Source organism: Paenibacillus sp. FSL R5-0527, assembly GCF_038008055.1.
GTDB lineage: Bacteria > Bacillota > Bacilli > Paenibacillales > Paenibacillaceae > Fontibacillus > Fontibacillus macerans.
This window is the reverse complement of the sequence record NZ_JBBOYI010000001.1, coordinates 3,084,612-3,103,127: the sequence shown is the minus strand read 5'-3', so window position 1 is coordinate 3,103,127 and position 18,516 is coordinate 3,084,612. Positions and strand designations below refer to the sequence as shown.

Here is an 18,516-nt window from a genome sequence, read left to right as displayed (position 1 = left end):
AAACCAAAATGACCGAGAATCTTTTGGAGATCGACGATTTGAATGTCTCGTTTAAGACATTCGCCGGAACGGTGAGAGCGGTCCGCGGCGTGTCGCTGCATCTGAAAAAACGGGAAACGCTGGCGCTGGTGGGCGAGTCGGGGTCGGGCAAATCCGTGATTTGCCGGAGCATCATGGGGCTGCTCGCCAAAAACGCTGTCATCGATAGCGGCGAAATTCGCTTTCACGGTGAAGACCTGCTGACCAAAAGCAGCCGGGAGCTGCAGCGGATTCGCGGCAAAAAAATCTCCATGATTTTTCAGAATCCGATGACGTCGCTGAATCCGACATTGACGATCGGCTATCAGCTGGCCGAGCCGCTGCTTCTCCACGAGAAGCTGGGCAAAGCCGCCGCCAGACAAAAAGCGGCCGAACTGCTTGAGCTCGTCGGCATTCCCGATGGCCGAAACCGTCTGAACGATTACCCCCACCAGTTTTCGGGAGGACAGCGGCAGCGCATCGTCACGGCCATCGCGCTGGCCTGCAATCCGGAGATCCTGATTGCCGACGAGCCGACAACGGCGCTGGATGTGACGATCCAGGCGCAAATCCTAGCGCTGTTCAAGGATATCCAAAAACAGGCGGACACCTCGATTATTTTCATCACGCACGATCTCGGGGTCGTCGCCAACGTCGCGGACAGAGTCGCCGTCGTTTATGGGGGAAAGATCGTGGAAACCGGCCTGGCGGAGGAAATTTTCTATCATCCCCAGCACCCTTACACCTGGGGGCTTCTTCGTTCCATGCCGGCGCTGGACACCGAAGACGAGGAGCTGTACGCCATCCCGGGAAGTCCGCCGAATCTGCTGGACCCGCCACCGGGAGACGCGTTTGCCGCGCGAAATCCATATGCGCTGACGGCGGACGTACATGCGGAGCCGCCGATGTTTCAAATTTCACCGACCCATTTCGCGGCAACCTGGCTGCTGGACCCGCGCGCCCCCCGCGCCGCGGTGCCCGATGCGATTGCGGCTCGTTACCGTTATTACCGCAGCCGAAAGCAAGGCAGCGCGCAAAATGCCGAATAGGGAGGGATGCGTATGACAGAAAACAAAGCAGAACTGCTCAGAGTTGAGGGGCTGAAGCAGCACTTCCGCTCGGGTTCCGGGACGATCCGGGCCGTGGACGGCATCAGCTTCTCCATCTTCGAAGGCGAAACGTTCGGGCTGGTCGGCGAGTCCGGCTGCGGGAAGTCCACGACGGGAAGATCCATTATCCGCCTGTATAATCCGACGGCCGGACGCATTTACTTTAACGGGACGGAGCTGTCCGCTCTGCGGGGAAAAAAACGCTGGCAACAGTTCCGCCGTGACGTGCAGATGATCTATCAGGACCCCTACGGCTCACTGAATCCGCGCATGAAGATCAGGGAGATTATCGGCGAGGGCATCGATGTGCACGGTCTGGCTGGCAATGCCAAGGATCGCGAACGCCAGGTGGCCGGACTGCTGGAAACGGTCGGGCTTAGCCCCGAACATGCCGGCCGTTATCCCCATGAATTGTCCGGAGGGCAGCGGCAGCGGATCGGCATTGCCCGCGCCTTGGCCGTCCAGCCGAAATTTATCATTTGCGACGAACCGATTTCCGCGCTGGACGTGTCGATTCAAGCCCAAATCGTCAGCCTGCTGAAAAAATTGCAGCGGGAAAAACGGCTGACGTATCTGTTTATCGCCCATGATTTATCGATGGTAAAATACATCAGCCAGCGGATCGCGGTCATGTATCGCGGAAAAATCGTGGAACTCGGGCCGGCCAAGGAACTGTACCGCTTTCCGCTGCATCCTTACACGGAAAGCCTGCTCTCGGCGATTCCCCACCCCGACCCCGATGTTGAACAAATGCGGCGGCGGCTTGTCTACGAACCGCGGGCGGACAATGAAACAAGCGGACTGCATGAGGTCGTTCCGGGCCGCTACGTTTACTGCGATCCGGCAGAAATTCCCGCATATCAAGCCAAATACGAGCGAATGAACGCGGCGGCCGTTTCCCGGCCCGAACCGGCCGCCGTTTATTAACGCGGGCACGGGGGAGCCTCCTCCCCCGTGCTGTTCGCGTTTTTTTCCGTTAAATCCTTAAAATATACACCACCACCGCCAAAACAGCCAGATGCGCCGGATAAAAAGCCCGCCACACCCAGCGCGGCAGCGTCCAGGACTCCAATCTTCTCCACAGCCCGGGCCCGTACGCAATCACCAGGGTCGGAACGATGCTGGCCAGTTGAATCACCCAGCCGTAGGCGAAAAGATAGGCCAAGTTCAAGAGCAGATGCATCACGACCATCCTGCCCCGGCCCGCATACTTGAAGATCAGCACGAGAAGCAGTCCGTAGGCGCCGTAGTCGAACGGCAGAACCTCCATAATGACGCAGGCCGCCGCGATTGTGAGAGCGGATACAATCCCCGGTTTGACCGAATCCAGCAGCCTGAGTATCAGAGAAGAGACGAATAGCGTGGCGACGACGTTCAGGCCGTTGGTGTCGAAAGCGAGCTGATAGGGGATTTGCGACAAAACGGCGATGATAAACAAACGGCAAGCATATTTCCGGTAATTTGAAGTGTAGACGTGCCCCTGTACCAGCGCGTAGGCATAAAGGGGAAACGCGATCCGCCCGATGATCCGCCACAGCATTTCTCCGGGAAAAAACAACAGCCCGACATGGTCGATCAACATTGTGATCATCGCTATGAATTGCATGGCCCGCACCTCTTTTCTTGGACAGTTTTGAAAAAAACCTTTGGCCGGGAGAACATCCCGCCAAAGGTTTCAAGGCATGATCAGATTGTGCTGGACACCTGCCATACGATGGGCGTCAGCTCGATCTGCTCCCCCAGCCATTGCCGGGCGATTTTGCGGAAGATCCCCGGATCGCCGCTGCAGAAAAACTGATGCACCGGAATTCCGTCCCCGCGCGCCAAACAGCCTTTTTGATGCAAAACCGTGCTGATCTCCCGGGCCGTTTCATCCGCAGAGCTGATCAGTTTGACTTTGGGACCCATAACCTGCTGAATCGGCCGTTTTAAAAAAGGATAATGAGTGCAGCCCAGAATCAGGCAATCGATCGGATGTTCCTTCATATCCCGCAGCGAGTCCTGAACGACATAAATCGCCTCCGGATTTTCATAGAGCCCTCGCTCAACAAGGGGGACAAAGTCGGGACAAGCTTCGCTGACGATCTCGATTTGCGGGTTGAGTTCGCGGAGGGCCTTGTCGTATGCGCCGCTGCAAATGGTGCCGATCGTGCCGATAACCCCGACTTTCCCCGTTTTGGTGGCGCTGATGGCTGCCCTGGAACCGGGATGAATCACGCCGATGACAGGAACTTTAACCTTCGCCTTAATATAATCCAGCGCAGCCGCCGTTGCCGTGTTACAGGCGATGACGATCATTTTCGGATCGAACTGAATGAGATAATCGACGATTTGCTCGGTAAACAAGCGGACTTCTTCGGGAGAACGGGGTCCGTAGGGAGCTCTGGCCGTATCTCCGAAGTAAATAATTTTCTCTCTGGGAAGCTGCCGCATCACTTCCTTGCAGACGGTGAGGCCTCCCACTCCCGAGTCTAGTATAGCGATGGCTTGCTGCACGAACATACCGCATCCTTCATGTGTAGTTTACTTCTCTCCCGTTACTTTATGAAATTGGCGCACAAAGCGTACCTAAATATTAACTCAATTTAGAGGGCGGAACAAGGAATAAGCCGTGCCCCGGACATAGAAAAAGACCCGCAAAACGGGGTCCTCTTCGCTGGATTAGGATTCTTCTTTAGGCACGGCGCCGGCCAGTAACGCGTCCTTTTCCGCTTCGCCTGCGGTATCGTCCGCAAATCCCGACGCTTGCGCCGTCTGCGCTTCTTCCTCTTCCGGAACATGGCCGGCACGGCGCGCTTGAATTTCGCCGATGATTCCTTCGGCTTTGTCTTTAATTTTGCCGACCAAGGCAGCGCTCTGCTCCGTCACCTTGCCGGCGATCTCCTGCGTCTTCTCGCCGACCTGCCGGGCCCCGTCCGCGATATCCTTGCGCAGCTCGCGTCCGGGTTTCGGAGCGAACAACAGCGCGGCCACCGAACCGACGATCGTGCCGACAGCGGCCCCCCACAACCAACCTTTGTTTCCTTTGCTCACGGCTCATCTCTCCCTTGCCGGCATCTCCCTGCCCACACGGGGGCGGCGCGGAGCCGCTTTACGGACTTCCGGTCAACCATGGATCAGGGCGAATGCCTATATAGTTAATTTATATATAAGCAGCGGCGCCCAAATTGGTCACACCGGACGAGTCTCAATTTTTGCCGGCTTGTCAATGATTAGCCCGTTTGCTTCAGGAAGTAATGTCCTCACGGGTCAAATAGTCCCGTACGCTTTCCGCAAAAGTTTCAAGTATGCCGGGAAGCCGGTCCGCCAGCCCGCGAACCCGCGAGCGGTCCCAAGCATAATAGTCCTGCACCAGCGGCTTTCTTAGGCGTACCAGCTCCGTTAGAACGGCATGCTGCCCGGAATCGATCACCTTCTCGTCGAAAATGATGTCCACGATGTCCTCATAGCTGCTGGCGTCGCGCATGATAAAGCCGTCGATCAAGTAGCTGCCGACGTCGGTGACGATCTCCACCGCCAAATGCAAGGCGCGTTCCTCAGCGTAGCGCTCCAGCAAAGAAGGCTGCGGCGCCTTGGCCGCCCCCCGCAACACCTTGGTCAGTTCCGGCAAAAGTTCCAGCCTGCGTTCGATTTGTTCCCGGTTTACGTAATACACGGCGATCCCTCCTTCAGCCGTAGCGACTGTTTTTGTATAGACGAACGGTTCGGTTCCCCTGTGGAGACGCTAAAATTCAAAATCGACGGCCACTTGGCTTTCCCGGACCTGGGTTATATGTTCAATTACTTTTTTATGCTCCGGATGAACCTGATATCCTTCCAGATCCTCCAGCGAATCGAAGGTGGCGATCAGCGCGATGTCATAGGAACGCTGGGAGCGGACCACGTCAATGCCGACCTCAAGCCCCCGCAGCTGTTCCACCTTGCCTTCCAATCCGCGCAGCACCGCGGCCGTACGCTCCACGCTTTGCGGCGACGCGTCTTTTAATTTAAACAAAACGATATGCTTTATCATCTTTAAACGTCTCTCCCTATGCTCAAATTCGGTATCTGTACAAAATATAACATAACCGCTATCCGCAGGAAAGACGAGCACCCGCACGCTATGAATCTATCAACATACTATATATTGTCTCTTTTGATAGAGACCATATTTGATAGAGGAGGTGACACCTAATGAGCCTTCTTCGCTTCTTTCTTAACGGCCCGCTGCGCAGACGGATTCGCAGGCTTCAGGCGCAGTTGGAACTGCTGACCGGCCGCGTCGAGCGGCTGGAGGAAAGCATCGCCGCCGCCTCTTTTCCCGATCCCGGCACGCAGCAAAAACTGTCGCAATCGGTGGGCCAAAACATTTCGATCGAAACGTCAAACTCGGCCCTGCGCGGAATTTTAATCTCCGTGCAAAGCGATTCCCTGGACCTGAGCGACGAGCTTGGGCAGCGCGTAATCGTGCCCGCCGCCAGAATTACGGCGATTCGGTTGAGAGAGAACTGATCTTTTTCACCTTTTGCTTCCGGCTAATCATTGCCGGATTTTTTTTGCGAGAATACAAAACAATTCAGGCCACTGCCCTTTGCCCCAAATTTGGTGCCGCATCGTTATCCTATCGAGCCGTCCGCGATGCTCGGCGATCTTGCCGTCCACAACGCGATATTGACAATATAACGTAACATATTGATCATCGTCCGACAAAAAACGATTCGCACAATCCAGCTCGCTTTAATTTTCATAGAATATTTTTTTAAAAAATAGCTTGACACCCAGCACTCACTTTTATATAATAAAATAGTCGCTCACGGGGCCATAGCTCAGCTGGGAGAGCGCATCGCTGGCAGCGATGAGGTCAGGGGTTCGATCCCCCTTGGCTCCACCATAATTACACCTTAAGGATCGTTAGCTCAGTTGGTAGAGCAGTTGACTCTTAATCATCTGGTCCAGGGTTCGAGTCCCTGACGATCCATAGAGTAAAACGGCAGAGATGCCGTTTTTTATTTATCTCGTGTTTTGCGGTGGTCACGGAAATAACGGTAATAAAGGTCCCTATTTAGACCAAAGAAGAAAGTTAACTTCTGCTCAAGTTTTCCCGCAGGCAGCGTCCCGAAATCTAACGGTTGTGATCGTCGTTATTTGCCTGGATCTAAGCAAAAAAGCCGGATTTTAGCGAAATAAGCGCCATGGCAACCGTTACGATTTGAAATCAACGTTCTTGGGACAAATAGCGGCCATGGCATCCGTTAGCATATTTGTGCGACTAGACGATGCAACGCTAGTAAAAAGAAGCCCCCTTATAACGGTTGCTTACCGCTTCCGCCGCCTAAGGGGGCTTCTTTTTTTCATATATTAATCGATAAACCCAAGGTATTCCAGCATACGCTTCAGCAAAACGGCGCTTTGGGCGCGGGTAGCGAATTCGCCGGGAGCAAACGTGTTGTTTTTCGCGCCTTCGATCATCCCTGCCGCAAGCAGTTGCTTGACGGGTTCCTGAGCCCAGCCCGCGATGCCGGAATGGTCGAAAAAGCGCTCGAGCGAAAGGGGATCCGTTCCCGGCAATTCCCCGGCGAAGCTTACGGCGCGGGCGATCATGACCGCCATTTGTTCGCGGGTGATCGGCGAGTTCGGCTTAAACGATCCGTTCGGATACCCGTTAATGAGCCCGCCAGCAACGGCAGCTTCCACCGCCCCTGCATACCAGGCCCCCTCCGGAACGTCGTTAAAAGCGGATGGGCCCGTTTTTTCAAGAAGCCCTAAGGACCGTACGAGCATCGCTGAAAATTCGGCGCGGGTGACTTGACCGTCGGGCGTAAAACGCCCGTCAAAGCCGCCGGTCAGGACAAGCTTGTTCGCGAGCAGCTCAATTTCGGATTTCGCCCAGTGCCCATCCTGGACATCCGAAAAAGTGCGTTCCGATTGAACCACGGTGTACGTGCCGTTATGCGGCGCATAGATGAAAGCTTCGGTTCCGTCCCCTGCCGCTTGAAATACCGAAGGGACAAAATGCGCCCGCCCGTTTGCATCGACCCGCACCGCGGTGGACTTGGCGGAATTAACCCCGGCGTCAAGCCTGATCGAGCGTTCCGTGTAAACCGCTCCCGTATCGGCCAGCTCCTTGCCGTCTAAGGAAAGCGAGAAATCTACCGGTGCCGCAAGCATTTGGCAGCCTTGTCCGGCCAGCGCTTCTTGCAGTTCCCCGGCTGCGGCATCCGTCTGTTTGCCGATGGCGGCGCTTAGGACCAAACCGCCCGGTATGCTGTCCATGACGTGCAGCGGCAAGCCGTAACTCGCCCCATTGGCGCGTATCCGCAGCATTCCCTCGGGCTGCCTCAGGAGCGACTCCCGCAGCGCTTCCGCGGGAAAATCGGTCACCATGATCGGATCCGAGCCGTTAACGGTTATGATAACTTCGCGTTCTGCACCAAATGCGGCGCTTAAGAGAGGGCCGTCCAGGATAAACCGCGTGACGGCTCTGCCGTCGCCCGCCGTTTCTTTTACGATAGCTGTCTGAACTTCCTTGCCGTTTATATAAATCCGTTCCCCCGCACTCTCCCCCGGAGCATTTACCGTTTTATCCGCCACGCCTGAAGAACCGTCGCGATGCGATCCCGAGGAGCCGGAACTCCCCGGGGTGCCCGGATCTGCAGGATCGGTCGGGTCAGTCGGATTATCCGGATCATCGGGGCCGCCCGGATTTTCCGCTGTGTCTTCGACCGTCATCACGATACGGCCCGTATCCGTGATCTCGCCCGCAGTTACATTAACGGTCAGGGAATAAGGTTTATAGCCTGAAGCCGTAAATGAAACGGTTTGCTTGCCTTCGGGAATGTTAAACAACGTAAAATTCCCTTGGCTGTCGGTCGTGGCGCTGCTGCCGTACACGGCAGCCGTGACCCCGGGAAGCGGGGCGTCCCCCGTTCCGTAAACGGTTCCCGTCACCGTTCCGGCGGTGGCCGGAGGCGGCGTTACGGTCACCTTTGCAGCTGCCGCAAAGGAGCCGTCCACGGTCATGACCGTGATGTCGGCTTCGCCGGCCGCCACAGGAGCGACTTCGCCGTTTTGGCTAACCTCGGCCACCCCCGGAGCGCTGGAGCTCCAAATTACCGCAGGCTCGGTCGCGCCTTCGGGTTCGACGATAGCCGCAAGCTTCTGCGGCCCCTCGCCTAAGACAAACGTCAGCCGGTCCGGCTCCAGCCTTACGCCGGTGACGCGAACCACCGCCTGAATATCTTCGGCCGCAAGCCGGACGCTGCTCAAGGCCCGGATCAAGCCATGCAAATCCGCCTCATATACGTTTAAATACTGTCCTGCGGCAACGTTCGGAATGTCCTCCCCCAACCGGTACGCCGCCGCAGCGGCCGGAAGCTCGGCGCCAAGCAGCGGCCGAACATCCGCGGAATCAGTAAGCGTATAAGCAAACGTATGATCCGCCCCTTGGGGCTCTGCCGCTGCCTTGACGGATTTATAAACGGCGCCGGGGCCGACGCGGAAGGCGGCTAACTCGGGCGCTTGCTCTTTAACCGTCAACTGGAGCGTCGTACGATCGGTGGCGCCCCCGGCATCCGTTGCCGTGATATCGATGCTGTAGGTGCCGGGCTGCGCTGGCGTGCCCTGAAGTACCGCCGTATGCACCCCCGTACCGATTAGGCTCAGGCCGGCGGGAAGGCCGGTCGCACTCCAGGTGATTCCGCCTCTTGCACCGTCAAATCCCGCAAGCGAAACCGAATAAGGGACAGCTTTGACCGCATCCGGCAAATCCTCGGTCAGAATCGCCGGCCTGAGGTAAGGATACCCGCCGTTCACGTCCGGATTGATCGCCCAAGTATTCGTAAAATCCCAGCCCGCAGCCGCATATGTGGATTGTTGCCGCATCTCGCTCGTCTCGCGGGCGTTCGCTCCGCTCGGATCGCTGCCGGCCGTCACCCCGGTGGTAACGGAGTCGAAAAAAGAATCCGCAACGAAAGAACCTGCGAAATCGGCTACACCCACCAATCCAACGATCAACGAGTAGGATGCCCCCGCCAAATTGGACTTGTCGACATTTCCGGCCGCATAAGTGCGCTGAACGCTGCCGCGAACGATATGGGACACAAGGCCGGCAGATAAGAGATAATAATTATCGCCGGTCTGGTTCGATACGTTTCCTGACGCATACGAATCGCTGATCCCGCCCCTGCCTTGAGCGCCGACCAACCCGCCGACATAAATGTTGGGGGCCGTACCGCTAACGACGGATGCCAAAGAAAAGGAGCGAGTGATTTCACCTATGGCCCCTCCTGCCAATCCGCCGGTAACCGCAGCCGGATCAGCGTTCGTCCCTCCCTTGACGCTGCCCGTTGCATAAGCGCGGTCGATGCTGCCATCGCTCATCAGACCGACCAGTCCGCCGGTATAGGCGCCTCCCTCGATATGAACATCTACCCCCAGGTTTTTAATCACACCGGTGGAGCTGCCGAAAAATCCGACATTTTCCCGCTCATCGTCGATGACCCTGACCCCGGTGATCAAATGGCCCCTTCCGTCAAAAACGCCGCTAAATGCGGCATGCTCGTTGCCGCCGAAAGGAATCCAGCCATACCCGGCCAAATCAATATCGCCCAGCAGCAACAGGTTTCGGTTTAAATATGCCTCTTGATTCCGGTCGATATAAATCAACTGTTCCGCCGTGGATATTTGAACCCAGCCATCCGCTTCAGGCGGAGCCAGGCCGGCTTCGGCACGGACGGCACGGATTCCCCACGGTTCAAATATCGTAAACATCATTAGTAAGGCTAAGAAAGCAGATAAGCGTTTTGTCATATTGGCTCCCCTTTACAAGTAATAGTTAAGAAAAACACCTGACGGTGTCCTTTAGTGGCTGACTTCTACTTTGGAGCGACCCTATTTCACTCTAAACCCGTTCATCCAGGCCGACTTGAGGTGAATAACGTCATCTGTGTCCACATTTTGCAAACTCCCGTTTTTTCACAAATAACGGCTCCGGTGTCCCTTAGCCCACCAGATCCAGTCCCTCTTCTCCCCCCTCTCTACCTACGAATTTATAGATTCTATAATGGCTCAAGACCAAAATCAGTGCTTGACAAAATAAATGATGACGGAGGTGGAGGTAGGCTCTCCAAACCGCTTTGCACCTTTATTCCTTTGGTTCAGGAAGCCAAGTCACCTGGTCAAACGGGATAATCGTGCAAAGCCTCCGGATAGCGAGTCTCGTTCCAGGCCACGGTCTGTTGCCGGTTTGACTGTCAAGCACTGATGATTAGGTTGAACCTGTATAATCTTAAAAAACACGAATTTTTATTTTTAATAGTCGCATTTCATAGTGTAATATAATGGCATGGTCGTGACGTTTCATTTTTGTTTCAGATTTTAAATACAGAAGGAAGATGGGGAATGGAGTCATTATCGACAGAAAAAAATGAAATTGCCCGCCGTCAAGTGATCGGCTTTTCCCGGGAAATGAACAGTCTGGAGCAGTGGTTGGCGGACCCCGGCAGGGAGCTGCGGTTATTTTCGGTTTCCGGCATCGGCGGCATCGGCAAAACAACGCTGCTGACGGAAATGTTTCATAAGGCCAAGCAAGCTTCGCTGCTGACGGTATGGCTGGACGGTCAGTCCGAGCTAACGACTTCCGGAGTTTTTTTATCCAGTCTCGAAATGAGCCTGCAAAGCGAATACGGCAGATTCAGGGACCCGGAGGTTCCCCTTCTGCCTTACCTGATTGCGGAACTGTCCAAGCAGCGGTCCGTTTTGGTGATGGATAACTGCGAACGTCTGGACCTGATTGAAAGCTGGCTGCTTTCCAGCTTTTTGCCGAGGCTGAAAGACGCGGGAGTCCTGCTCGTCATCGCCTCGCGAAACGGCCTTCCCCTTAAATGGCGCACGAATCCGCTTTGGGGCGGCCGCATTCAAACGTTCCCCCTCAAGCTTTTTTCGCGTGAAGAGATCCACGAGTATTTGCAAGATAGCGGCCTGGAAGAAACCGTGCAGAAGGAAATTGCCCAAAAAACGGAAGGTCTTCCCCTACTGCTGGCGACGATCGTGGACTGGCGGCGTTCCCGGGAGGGGGATGTCCGGGAAATCCCCAGCATGCTTAGCGCCGAATTTTTAAAAGAGGCCGCTTCCCCTTCCCTGTACCAGGCGTTAACCGTCCTATCGCTGCTGCCGGCAGCCGACCAGCCCGCCATCAACTTATTGCTGGACGAACCGCTCAGCGCTTCCGGCTATTTTGAACTCGGCAAGCTGTCCTTTATCCGCAGCACCCCATACGGCCTGTCCCTGCACCATGTCGTCGCCCTCCTTTTGCGGGAGGAGCACGCCCGAAGAAACCCCAGCCAGTTTCAGCAGCTGCGCCTTGATGTGTTCAAGCTGCTCGCCGAACAATTCCGGCTGGCGGATAAGCGCCGGCAAATGCAGATTGCCGCCTATGTGCTGGAGCTTTACCGGGAGTTTCTGCCGGCTGCCCATGCTTACGCCGATTTTTCCTCCACCCTGAAGCCGCAGGAACACAGCCCTTATCGTGCGGAGGATTTGCCCCACCTCCAGCGGTTTCTGGCCTGGTCGATTTCACACTCCGATTGGCAATCCGAGCTGGTCGATCCGCAAAAATATCACGAATTGCTGGAAACCATCGCCGCCAAACATCCCGAGGGGGTTTTTGTCGTACGTGATCCGGGCGGAGTCCCGCTGGCGTTTTGCGCCGGCTTCTGGCTGCATGCCGGGACGATGCCGCTCATGGAACGTTACGCTCCCCGGCTTCTGTCCATCCTTGGCGAGGAGGCCCCCGCGCTGCGCCGTCTTCCCGCGGAAGCGGCCGACACGATCTGCGTGCTGCTCGCCGCGGTAAACAGCCGGCACCCGCTGTACGGCCCCGAGGAACTGGGCGCGTTGCTGATGCGGCAATGGCTGATTTTTATGACCCGCGGATTCAAGGGCATCAATATTACCGCAGATCCGCATTTAAGCAGCTTGTTTTCCCTGCTGGGCTTCAAGGAAACCGGCCGGATCAAGCCCGAAGGGCCCGCGGAAACGGAAGAACTGACCCGCTGGGAACTCGATTTCCGGCAAGCTGCGTTTGAGGAGTGGGTGCAAAATGTGATCCGGCAGACCGGTCCCGCAGACAAGGCGCCAAACGTGCCTCTGCCCGAAGCTGGGCAAAGCGCATCCGTGGCGATCGACGGCAAAGCCGCTAAGCAATTGCTGGAGCATCTGTACGATACGGAGCAGTTGGAGCGGATACCGGCCGTTCGTGCGCTGCGTTTACCCGCTGCCGCCGCGCAAAAATACGCGCTCAATCTTCTGACCGCCGAGCCGCCCGCCTACCCGTTAACGAAAACGGAACAGCAAATCCTTATGGCAAGTTATTTACAGAAAGAATGGAACAAAAACGAGCTCGCCGCCCGTTTCCATATGAGCCGGGCAACATTTTACCGCCATTCCCGGACTGCCCTGGAACATTTTGCGCTTGCTCTGGCACGTCTGGTTTCAAACTATGAAGTCCGGTAATATACGCGGCCGATCCGTCCGGGGTCGGTCCGTTTTTTTCGCGCGGGGCCGGCGCTTCCTTCCCTTTTCTCCGCCAATCACCTCTATTCCCAACCCTGCATACCTATAAAGAACCATTCAAATTTAGAATAATTGTTCCGGCAGGAAAGTATGTTTTAATCAAAAGGGGCTTGTAAGCGGATACAATCCGGCAAGCTTTTTCGCTTCTCTATCCGCATACTTACTTTGGGAGGGAAAAAACATGGCCTTCATGAACCAGAAAGGTTGGCGGATTACGTCCGTCGTGTTGTGCATCGCGTTGTGCGGAGCTTTGCTGTTTGGCTGTTCGGGCAAAAGCAACGAAGGGGCCGGCGAGTCCGGAAAAACGACGATTACGGTCACGTACCGGGACGATGGCGCCGGGGAAAAGGGCTCGTTTTACAAATGGATCCAGGAAGTTGCCGCCGGCTATCCCAATAAAAACGTGGAGATCAAGCCAACGCCGATTCAGGCGTCCGAAGGGGACTATTTTGCCAAAGTCGCTTTGGCTCTGAAATCGAAAGATACGGCGCCCGATATCGTCACGGAGGATACGTTTATCCTGAACTCCGATGCCAGCGCGGGGTACCTTGAACCACTCGATGAACGGTTGAAGGAATGGGAGGATTGGATCAACGGCTCGTTTATCGAGGCGATGAAAAAAGGCGTAACCGCCAGCGACGGCAAGGTGTACGGCGTACCCTATAATACCGATTCGCGCGGGCTTTGGTATAACAAGGAAATTTTCAAGCGGGCCGGACTTCCCGAGGACTGGCGGCCCAAAAACTGGGACGAGGTGCTGGACGCGGCCCGGACGATCAAAGAGAAGGAGCCGGACGTCGTGCCGATCTGGATGAACATGGGCAAGGCGACGGGCGAAGCCACCTCGATGCAGACCTATGAAATGCTGCTGTACGGCACGGGCGAACGGCTATACGACGACGCCGGGGGGAAATGGATCGTACAGAGCCAAGGCATCCTCGACGCGCTCGGATTTATTGAAACCGTGAACAAGGAGCAGCTCGGGCCGCCGCTCTCCAAAGTGCTGAACGGCCAGGCCGGGAACACCGCTTCACGCGAATATTTGCCGCAGGGCAAGCTGGCGATTTCGCTCGACGGTTCCTGGATTACCGGCAATTATCTGGACACCGGGGCCGCCCCTTGGCCCGAATACAAAGACGTGCTCGGCTTTGCCCCGATGCCGACGAGTCAAGGCCAGGATCCCGGCACGATCACGCTGGCCGGCGGTTGGGCGTTGTCCATCCCAAGCAATGCCAAACATAAAGACGAAGCTTGGGAGTTCATTAAATATGCGTTAAGTAAAGAAAACAGCCAAAAACTCGTCATGTCCTCCGGCAACATTACGGTCCGGGCCGACGTGGCCAAAGATCCGGAATACACGAAAATGCCGTTTAACGAAATCGCCACGGAATATTTGCAAAACGCCGAGTTCAGACCGGCTCAGGAAAAGTACCCCGAGGTGTCCACGCAAATCCAAACGATGGTCGAATCCGTGGCAACGGGAACCTCTCCGGCCGACGCCGCCAAAAAATACGCTCAAGACGTCACCCGCATCGTCGGCGAAGATCATGTGATGCAAAAATAGCGGAGAGCGCTTTGCTACCGGGGGGAGGAGAACGATATGAGCAGCATAACGGCCGAACCGTATCGGCAAAAAAGAAACTCAATAACGTGGCTCTACTTTTTGCTTCCGTCCGTCCTCATCATGCTGATTTTCTTTATATATCCGGTGTTCCTGACCTTTTTCTATTCATTCACGAACCTGGCCTTAACCGGAGAGTCCGCGAAGGAGCTGAAGTTTGTCGGGATCGATAACTATATCCATATGTTCAAGGACCCGACGGTTCGCATCAGCATCTGGAATACGCTGATTTTCCTGTTTGGCTCGGCGGTGATCGGCCAGCAGGTGCTCGGCTTTGTCATCGCTTTATTGATGAAGCATAAAAACAAGCTGTTCCGCCGCGTCATCGGCACGATCGTGCTGGCCGGCTGGGTAACTCCAGAAATCGTCTGCGCCTTGTGCCTGTACAGTTTTTTCGGGGACGAAGGCACGTTAAACTCAGTTCTCGCCTTTTTCGGCATCCCGGCGGTTACCTGGCTGTTCACCGTGCCGATGCTGACGATTATTCTGGCCAACATCTGGCACGGGACCGCCTTCTCCATGCTCGTGTTTCAAGCGGCGCTGGACGATGTGCCAAGCGAGGTCGAAGAGGCCGCCGTCGTCGACGGGGCCTCGAGATGGCAGGTGCTCACCCGGATCATCCTGCCCTATATTAAGGAAAGCTTTGTCACCAATATGATGCTCGTTACCTTGCAGACGCTTGGGGTTTTCGGGCTGATCTACGCCATGACCGGCGGGGGGCCGGGCACTTCGACGACGACGCTGCCGATCTTTATGTACAATCAGGCCTTTGTCAATTACCAGCTTGGATACGGAACCGCGATTTCCCTGCTGCTCCTGCTGATCGGAGTGGTGCTCAGCCTGTTCTATATCCGCTCGTTGAAATAACCTTTTGACAAGGAGGCTTCGTATGAACGCCAAACAACGCAAAATCGTCTATAGGGTGTTGCCGTACGCCATTCTTACCTTTATCGGCATCTGTTTCGTGCTGCCGCTGCTTTGGGTCATCGTCGCCTCGATCGACTCGAACGCGATGCAGACGCTTAAGCTGCCGCACCGGGTGACGGCGGAGAACTACATCGAAGTGATCACTAGCCGGGAAAATCAGCGCGCCTTCCTGATCGGACTCATCATGTCGCTCGGCCAGGCGGTGCTCGTCGTCATCCTGGCCCTGCTTGCGGCCTATCCCTTATCGCGGTACCAAATGAAATACAAAAAGCCGTTCATGCTGACCGTTTTATTTATGACCTCCCTGCCGATTACGGCGGTGATGGTCCCGGTGTACCAATTGTTCCTTACCTTGAATTTGTATGACCAGATTTACGGGGTGATCCTGTTTTACGTCGCTTCCTCAATGCCTTATGGAATTTGGATGCTGAAAAACTTTATGGATTCCGTGCCGCAGGACCTGGAAGAGGCGGCATGGGTCGACGGAGCGTCGGTGTTTACGGGCATCCGCAAAGTGGTTGCTCCTCTGATGATCCCCGGCATTTGCACGGTGGCCATCTTTACGTTCTCGGGAAGCTGGGGCAATTTCTTCGTTCCGTACATTCTGCTGCAGAATCCCGAAAACTTCCCGGCTTCCTTAAAGCTGTACCAGTTCTTCGGACAATACGGGATGGTCGAGTACGGGAACCTGGCCGCTTTCTCCATCCTGTATGCGATCCCTTCCATCGTATTGTATATCCTTTCGCAGCGCTTTATGTCCAAAGGGTTTGGCCTTCAGGGCGGAACGAAAGGCTAAAAATGAAGTAGGGCCGCGTCCTCGAACGCGGCCTCCTTATTTTATTTAAATTCCATGTTCATTCCCTCGTAGTGTGCGGCCATGTCCGCGCAGATCTCCGCCATCCGCCGCGCAAGCCGGTGGGGTTCGCGAATCTTCAGCGCTTTGCCGTAAGGCAGCAAATAGTACGGCACATAGGTATGTAAGGCGGAAGCATCCATTTTGAATTCCGCTTCCCCTTCACTCCGCCGCACCAGCGTGTGCCCGAACATCCAATGGTTTTGCAGTTCATTTAAGACCCGGTCATGTCCGGCAATGCGAACGGTAACCAGGGACTTCTCCTGCAGCGAAGGCGGGAGCAAACCGCCCAGCAAAAAATCTTTCGCGGAGAAATCCGCCGGCCGTTCAAACCGGTGATCCGAAGGCTCCAAGCGGACGATTCTGTCTACCCGGAAGCTGCGCAGCCCCTGGCGCAGGCGGCAAAATCCGACCGTATACCAGGTCCCCTTCCAGTGGATGATGCCGTAGCAATCAAACACGCGGCACTCCATAGCCGAATCCTTGCCCCGCGCATACTCCATAACAAGCGACCGCCCTTCCGCCGCCGCTTCCTCAAGCTGCTGCAAATAAGCCGACTGTTTCTCGCCTACAGGGGGATAAATCACGGACACGCCGCGGCCATGGCGTTCCATATGGTCAAGCTGCTTCTCGTTTGTATAACGCTTCAGTTTATCAACCGCCCGCTCCAATTCGGCGGAAAACGGGTACCCCGCCTCCCGGGCGAATATCGAAGCGTGCACCAGCGCTTTCTGCTCGTCCGCGTCAAACAGCAACGGCGACTCCGCAAAATCGCCGAGAATCCGATAGCCTCCGTTAGGTCCGGAATCGGCGGTAATCGGCACGCCGCTGGCGCATAAAGAGTCAATGCAGCGGTATACGGTTCGGATATGGATTTCTAACTCGTCCGCCAACTGCCGGGCGGTCATTTTCCTTCCCGACCGGAGCAGCCAAAGAATGGATAGCATGTTATCGGCTTTGGACATGACCATTTTTACCTTTCTCAGGAGAAGCTTAATTTCCTCTCTTCATTTCACCTAAATAACGACGCTGACATCCGTTAGAATGACAGCTCGCTTGCGGGGCCGCATCTTAAATTGAAGCGTACTTCGGACTTTGAATATCGGACTTCGTACTTCGGACTTCGGACTTCGGATGGGCCAAGCGCCGTTTTCGGTTTCGCCCAGTTTCGTTTAAACATGACCATCGCTTTCATTTGCAGCATATGATGAAGCAAGTTGACTTCAAAGCAGGTGGTGTGCTTGACAAAAAGAAAACGAAAGACGAAAAAAACGGACGATGGGATAATTACCGCTAGTGACCTGGCCATTATCGGAGCCGGATTCGCCGCCTTGGGCAACTTTTTCGAATTGCTGTCCCTGCTGAAGCTGCGCGAGGAAGAGGCAGCCGACGGGACGGCGGCGAAGGACCCTAAGCCGAAAGGATCATAACAATTTCAAAATGTTCATAAAGGTATCTCTTCAAGAGTTTCGCGACAGCTTGGCCACTTTCAGCCGCCATTTTCTCCACTTCAAATATACAATGACCAGCAGCAGAGCCCCAAGGCCCATAAAGAAATATTTCAAATACTTCTCCACCAGCCCGATCGCGTATTGCCACTGCTCGCCGAACACGAATCCGATGCCTACAAAAGCGGTGACCCATATAGCTGCCCCGGTATAGGCATAGAGGGCAAACGTGCGGTAAGGGATGCGAATGATGCCTACGAAATATCCGAAAAACTGTCTGACCCCCGGCACGAAAAAATTGATCAACAGCATTTTGTTTCCATATTTCTCATAAATGCGCCTGGTCTTCTCCAAGTGGGAAGGTTTCAAAAATATCCATTTGCCGTAGCGCTCAACGAGCGGCGCCCCGATCCGGCGGCCAAGCCAGTACGTAATCGTTACGCCAATCACCGATCCTGCGTAACCGGCCAGCAAAGACGGAACGAATTGGAGTACCCCTTTATAGGCCAAATAACCGGTATATGTCAGCGTCGTTTGCCCCGGCGGCAACGGCAGCGCGATAAAATCCACCGGCAGTCCGAGCAGCAGTACAAAGTAACCGTAATGCTCGAACATCCGCTCAATCCAAGCCAGCACGTTCATGATCGTTCTCCTTTTATGAATTCAAGGCGCCGCCATCAATTCGCCCTATTCTTTTTTTATGTTAACAGTATACGCGGAGAATTTCCAATCCAAAATGGCCCTAGGGCGGGTTCCATCCTGGACCGGGGGCCGGGGGAAGGGAAAGCTCGAATCCGTAAAATAGACGCCGCTCTAACGGACCCACGTGACTCTTGGCTCAAAACCAGTGCATCCGGGCCGATTTAAGGTAAATAAGATGATCTGTGTCCGTCCCTCGTGTTTACATGTTACAAACCTCCGTTTTTTCGAAAAAAACGGCTCTGATGCCCCCTAGCCCCCCGAGTCCTCTTCTCCTCCCTCTCTACCTGC

General features: G+C 55.2%; 16 protein-coding genes and 2 tRNA genes. 10 read left to right on the top strand and 8 right to left on the bottom strand.

Going from position 1 to position 18,516, the window contains the following annotated elements; all coding sequences use genetic code 11:
* The first annotated feature begins 8 nt into the window (after positions 1-8).
* Both NYE69_RS13730 and NYE69_RS13725 read left to right on the top strand, forming a co-directional pair.
* Positions 9-1,067 carry an ABC transporter ATP-binding protein gene (locus tag NYE69_RS13730; protein WP_340926604.1) on the top strand — a complete coding sequence of 353 codons (1,059 nt, stop codon included), beginning with the start codon at positions 9-11 and terminating at the stop codon, positions 1,065-1,067.
* A 12-nt stretch (positions 1,068-1,079) separates the two neighbouring features.
* Positions 1,080-2,054 (top strand): ABC transporter ATP-binding protein, encoded by a 975-nt coding sequence (locus tag NYE69_RS13725; RefSeq protein ID WP_340926603.1) that lies wholly within the window; start codon positions 1,080-1,082, stop codon positions 2,052-2,054.
* A gap of 49 nt (positions 2,055-2,103) precedes the next feature.
* Here the strand turns inward: NYE69_RS13725 and NYE69_RS13720 are convergent, their stop codons facing one another.
* The 5 genes from NYE69_RS13720 to NYE69_RS13700 form a co-directional block, all read right to left on the bottom strand.
* The gene (locus NYE69_RS13720) at positions 2,104-2,733 is read right to left on the bottom strand and encodes a TraX family protein (RefSeq protein ID WP_340926602.1); all 630 of its coding nucleotides are present in this window, start codon (positions 2,731-2,733) and stop codon (positions 2,104-2,106) included.
* Positions 2,734-2,813: 80 nt separating this feature from the next.
* The gene (gene racE / locus NYE69_RS13715; RefSeq protein ID WP_270619198.1) at positions 2,814-3,629 is read right to left on the bottom strand and encodes a glutamate racemase; all 816 of its coding nucleotides are present in this window, start codon (positions 3,627-3,629) and stop codon (positions 2,814-2,816) included.
* Positions 3,630-3,788: 159 nt separating this feature from the next.
* Complete coding sequence (locus NYE69_RS13710; protein ID WP_270619196.1) at positions 3,789-4,160, bottom strand: YtxH domain-containing protein; 372 nt, start codon at positions 4,158-4,160, stop codon at positions 3,789-3,791.
* A 193-nt stretch (positions 4,161-4,353) separates the two neighbouring features.
* Positions 4,354-4,782: a DUF86 domain-containing protein gene (locus NYE69_RS13705; protein WP_316561229.1), complete on the bottom strand. Its 429-nt coding sequence runs from the start codon at positions 4,780-4,782 to the stop codon at positions 4,354-4,356.
* A gap of 69 nt (positions 4,783-4,851) precedes the next feature.
* The gene (locus NYE69_RS13700) at positions 4,852-5,139 is read right to left on the bottom strand and encodes a Dabb family protein (RefSeq protein WP_124331624.1); all 288 of its coding nucleotides are present in this window, start codon (positions 5,137-5,139) and stop codon (positions 4,852-4,854) included.
* 161 nt (positions 5,140-5,300) lie between these two features.
* Between NYE69_RS13700 and NYE69_RS13695 the strand changes: the two genes are divergently transcribed.
* The 3 genes from NYE69_RS13695 (at position 5,301) to NYE69_RS13685 (ending at position 6,084) form a co-directional block, all read left to right on the top strand.
* A complete protein-coding gene (locus NYE69_RS13695; RefSeq protein WP_036624339.1) occupies positions 5,301-5,618 on the top strand; it encodes a DUF2642 domain-containing protein in 318 nt (105 codons plus the stop codon).
* A 303-nt stretch (positions 5,619-5,921) separates the two neighbouring features.
* Positions 5,922-5,997 (top strand) — tRNA-Ala (locus tag NYE69_RS13690).
* Positions 5,998-6,011: 14 nt separating this feature from the next.
* Positions 6,012-6,084: transfer RNA gene (locus NYE69_RS13685), tRNA-Lys, on the top strand.
* A 380-nt stretch (positions 6,085-6,464) separates the two neighbouring features.
* Here NYE69_RS13685 and NYE69_RS13680 read toward each other — a convergent pair.
* Positions 6,465-9,914: an S-layer homology domain-containing protein gene (locus NYE69_RS13680; protein ID WP_340926601.1), complete on the bottom strand. Its 3,450-nt coding sequence runs from the start codon at positions 9,912-9,914 to the stop codon at positions 6,465-6,467.
* Between the two features lie 591 nt (positions 9,915-10,505).
* On the opposite strand from NYE69_RS13680, the gene NYE69_RS13675 reads away from it, so the two are divergent.
* From NYE69_RS13675 to NYE69_RS13660, 4 genes are all read left to right on the top strand, one after another.
* Positions 10,506-12,617 (top strand): bacterio-opsin activator, encoded by a 2,112-nt coding sequence (locus tag NYE69_RS13675; RefSeq protein ID WP_340926600.1) that lies wholly within the window; start codon positions 10,506-10,508, stop codon positions 12,615-12,617.
* A gap of 250 nt (positions 12,618-12,867) precedes the next feature.
* Positions 12,868-14,241 carry an ABC transporter substrate-binding protein gene (locus tag NYE69_RS13670; RefSeq protein ID WP_445744833.1) on the top strand — a complete coding sequence of 458 codons (1,374 nt, stop codon included), beginning with the start codon at positions 12,868-12,870 and terminating at the stop codon, positions 14,239-14,241.
* 36 nt (positions 14,242-14,277) lie between these two features.
* Positions 14,278-15,165: a carbohydrate ABC transporter permease gene (locus tag NYE69_RS13665; RefSeq protein WP_340926598.1), complete on the top strand. Its 888-nt coding sequence runs from the start codon at positions 14,278-14,280 to the stop codon at positions 15,163-15,165.
* 22 nt (positions 15,166-15,187) lie between these two features.
* On the top strand, positions 15,188-16,021 hold the full coding sequence (locus NYE69_RS13660) for a carbohydrate ABC transporter permease (RefSeq protein ID WP_340926597.1): 834 nt from the start codon (positions 15,188-15,190) through the stop codon (positions 16,019-16,021).
* Positions 16,022-16,062: 41 nt separating this feature from the next.
* On the opposite strand, the gene NYE69_RS13655 is transcribed toward NYE69_RS13660, so the two are convergent.
* Positions 16,063-17,043: a helix-turn-helix transcriptional regulator gene (locus tag NYE69_RS13655; protein ID WP_340926596.1), complete on the bottom strand. Its 981-nt coding sequence runs from the start codon at positions 17,041-17,043 to the stop codon at positions 16,063-16,065.
* Between the two features lie 276 nt (positions 17,044-17,319).
* Between NYE69_RS13655 and NYE69_RS13650 the strand changes: the two genes are divergently transcribed.
* Positions 17,320-17,508 (top strand): hypothetical protein, encoded by a 189-nt coding sequence (locus NYE69_RS13650; RefSeq protein WP_036624350.1) that lies wholly within the window; start codon positions 17,320-17,322, stop codon positions 17,506-17,508.
* Between the two features lie 30 nt (positions 17,509-17,538).
* Here NYE69_RS13650 and NYE69_RS13645 read toward each other — a convergent pair whose 3' ends face one another.
* On the bottom strand, positions 17,539-18,168 hold the full coding sequence (locus tag NYE69_RS13645; RefSeq protein WP_340926595.1) for a DedA family protein: 630 nt from the start codon (positions 18,166-18,168) through the stop codon (positions 17,539-17,541).
* Positions 18,169-18,516 lie beyond the last annotated feature (348 nt).